The 3,313-nt window shown below is 63.7% G+C and carries 3 protein-coding genes; all 3 read left to right on the top strand.

The annotated features are described in order from the left end of the window. Positions 1-1,261: hypothetical protein (locus LWC33_RS34445; RefSeq protein ID WP_233308902.1), on the top strand; the 1,261-nt coding region annotated here is incomplete at its 5' end. Continuing rightward, positions 1,258-2,235 (top strand): PD-(D/E)XK motif protein, encoded by a 978-nt coding sequence (locus LWC33_RS34440; RefSeq protein ID WP_233308901.1) that lies wholly within the window; start codon positions 1,258-1,260, stop codon positions 2,233-2,235. The genes LWC33_RS34445 and LWC33_RS34440, both read left to right, overlap by 4 nt. Position 2,236: 1 nt before the next feature. After that, positions 2,237-3,280 carry a hypothetical protein gene (locus LWC33_RS34435; protein ID WP_233308900.1) on the top strand — a complete coding sequence of 348 codons (1,044 nt, stop codon included), beginning with the start codon at positions 2,237-2,239 and terminating at the stop codon, positions 3,278-3,280. Positions 3,281-3,313: the final 33 nt, after the last annotated feature.

Below are 3,313 nucleotides of genomic sequence, written 5' to 3'. Positions count from 1 at the left end.
GGCATTCGTGTGTCACGACTCGCCCGAATCAGCGCGCTTCACCGGTGGATCCAGGTTCAGCCATGCCGACGTTCTGACAGTGGCGACGTCGCCGCGGCCGGGGGAATGTCATGGACGGCGTCTCGTCAAGGCTGACGTCGAGCGTGATTACAGCTGCGACGTTCTAGACCCGAATCGGGTCGCGGGAGAACTTGCCGACCACCTAGCCCTCCTCGACGCCGTCACGGGAACGGTCGTCCGATGGTCCGATACTCACTTCCCGCGGGCGACTGGTGTCGGCGTCGAAGAATGGATGGAAAGGTCGAGGACCCTCCTGCGGATGCATCTCGGAGTCATTTACCATCGCTTGCTCGCTGGCGGACGAGTCAGCATCGACATCGAGGTGTATGACGAGACGTCGGGTGAATCCGGTGCGCCCGAGACCGTGGTCGCCATCGACCCCTTCGGGTTCTCTGCTTCGGCTGTGACGACCTATCCGAAAGCGCTCATCGCTACGATCGGTGACGTCAGGATCTCTCTCGACTGCCATATCGTGCCGCCGAAATCAAGTGGCCCATCCTTTCGGTTGTACGGCCGCGACGGCGCGGAGTCTCAAGGGTTCTACATTTATCGCAGCGACCGCCTTCTGCAGGTCGGCGGTTGGAATGACGTGATCTCCGCCGATAGGAATCGGGCGCTGGCGCGTGTGGTGATCGACGACTTCGAGTCCTTGAGCACACTGGTGCGGATGAACCCTGAGAAAAGTGGGATCGCCTTCCGGCACGAGCTCAGCGCTGCGATCACCGCAGCTACGACAGGCGGCGCAAAGGCTGTCTCATTCGGCGACTACGTGGCCCGGGCCGAGGCGGTGCTCGTAGAGTCGCGCAAGCGAAAGCATGCGCGCCGCCCTATCGCCAAGCCTTCGAAAGGCCTGCACGAAGAGGTTCGACGGATCATTCGTGCGGAGATTCCCCTCCGTGAGCACGAAGGGCCTGTGGAAATTCGATGGAGGCGGATGCCGCGTGACAAATTCCTCGAACTAGACCGCGAAGAGCGCGTTATCTTCTTGAATCAGAACTACCGCGAGATGCTCACCGGTGGCAAGACCGGGTTGAGCGACGCACCGCTGCTCAAGACGCTCGTCTTCCTCATGACGCAGGAGCACTTCACGGGCCAGTACTGGGGATCGAAGGACAGAGATCTCATCGACATGTGGGACTCGGTACTTGGCGCAGCGGTGCAGACCGAGTACGAATACAGGACGGCGGGCGGCGAACGATGAACTCACCGGCAGCTGCCCGCCATTTGTCCCGCGCCGCCTTAGCGGAGTACCTGGCGACATCCGCTGCGGCGTCCATCGTCGTCCCGGGTAACCCGATCTGCCGGATCATCTTCGACCCCTCACGGCTAAGCATGTCGCTACGTACCCCTCATGACGGCGGCCGGATCGATCTTGTGGACTTCGAGAACGTCGACGCCCGCCTCGTCGCGGACAGCGGGTCAATATGGAGCGAGCTCACCGTCATATACCGAGATCACGGGCATGAGGCGTACCTGCTGCTGAGCGATGTGGCGGACATGATCCAGCAGAATCATCTGCCGTTCGCAAGCGCGGTGCGGGCAGCCTTGACGACGTTCGAAGAACTCTTGGCCCGTGCGACCGGCCTCAGCCGTGAACGTCAGATCGGCCTCTACGGAGAACTCCTGTTCCTTGAGGCGAGCTTGCAGCAGCTGCCAGCGAGCACCGCTGTGGGCGCGTGGCGAGGCTTCGGGCGGAGCGAGCACGACTTCGTGCTCCCTGACGTGTCTTTTGAGGTCAAAACTACGACAACCGAGAAGCGGCGCCACAGGATCGGCGGTCTGGAGCAACTCGTGCCGAACCCCGGCACCGCGCTGTGGTTCGTGTCCATACAGCTGACCTCAGCCGGCGGACCACCCGGGCGGACCCTCGGCGACCTCGTCGGCGACGTCGTGTCGGCGGCCGGGCCTGCGGCAGCGGAGCTGGAATCGGCGCTCGTCTTGGCCGGCTGGCGTGAACGTGACCGTCCCCGCTATCGAGACTGGCTGACGCTTCGAACTGTCCCGGCGTCCTACGTCGTCGATGCAGGATTCCCGGCTCTGAGCCGGCGGACGATAGACCTCGGGTGCTCGAGGCCGGAACTCATAGTCGACGCCAGCTACACGATCGATGTCACGTCGCTGGCGAAGGGAACTCCGCCAGCGCCCGCGTCCCTTTTCGTCGAAGGAGACAACTGAGATGGCGACCCCATCCGCGGACTGGGAACAGGATCTGGTGGCTGCGGTGGCCAGCTTGCGGGTTCGGGGACCCGCGAGGTTGCTGAAGCAGATCAACGTTCACCGCGACGATGACGCCGAGGTCAACGACGACGACGTGTGCAGGCTGCTCGACGCGCACAACCAGCAGGACAGCCATGCGGTGCGTCAACTCGCCCTGGCGCTCGCCGACTGGGACTTTGAGGAGAAGCCGCTCTGGGACGACCCGCAGAACCCAACGTCACCTCCGACGACCGAGCGCCGTGCGTTGGTCTATCGGCTTCTGCGCCTTACCCCGGAGGCAGCGGCACGCCTCGACGTCATCGCAGCCGTCGCCACAATGCGCACGACCGTGATCAGCACCCGCTGGAAGCCCTGGTACACGGAGGAGCGCCAGGCCCGCTCAGCCTTCTACTGGCCTCACTACCAGGCGTACCTCCTCGATCAGCGCCGATGGCCGGCGGAGTCGGTGGCAGCGCTGGACAAGGCGACGACCGACGTTGTCCAACGGATCTCCGACCCCACGTCCGACGACAGCTACCAGTCCAAGGGTCTCGTCGTTGGCTATGTCCAGAGCGGTAAGACGGCGAACTTCACCGGCGTGATCGCAAAGGCCATCGACGCCGGGTACCGCTTGGTCATCGTCATGACGGGCACCATCGAGCTGCTGCGCTCGCAGACACAGCGACGCTTGGACCGCGAACTCGTCGGCCGCGAGAACCTTACCCGCGGCCTCGTCGACGGCGAGGCCGCCGAGGAGTTTGACTACGCCGACGACGGCGACTGGCTGGCCGACAACTTCGTCAGCCACGGCGATGACTTCCTTGCCCGAGGCTATCCCGGTATCGAGCGGATGACGCTCCTGCACGACGACTACAAGCGGCTCAAGCAGGGACTGAGCCGCATGCAGTTTCACCACCGCGACCGGTCGAAGCCGTTCTACGACCCCGAGAATCTCATGCCGGCCGACGCGCGGCTCGTTGTGGTGAAGAAGAACAGCAGCGTTCTGACCCGTATCCGCGAGTAGTGGGCGCTCGCGGACGGTGAGAGAACGATAGGT

The sequence above is a fragment of the Pseudonocardia terrae genome (assembly GCF_021343995.1).
Taxonomy (GTDB): Bacteria; Actinomycetota; Actinomycetes; order Mycobacteriales; family Pseudonocardiaceae; genus Pseudonocardia; species Pseudonocardia terrae.
The sequence above is the reverse complement of the archived record's forward strand: the minus strand, read 5'-3'. Positions and strand labels throughout refer to the sequence as shown.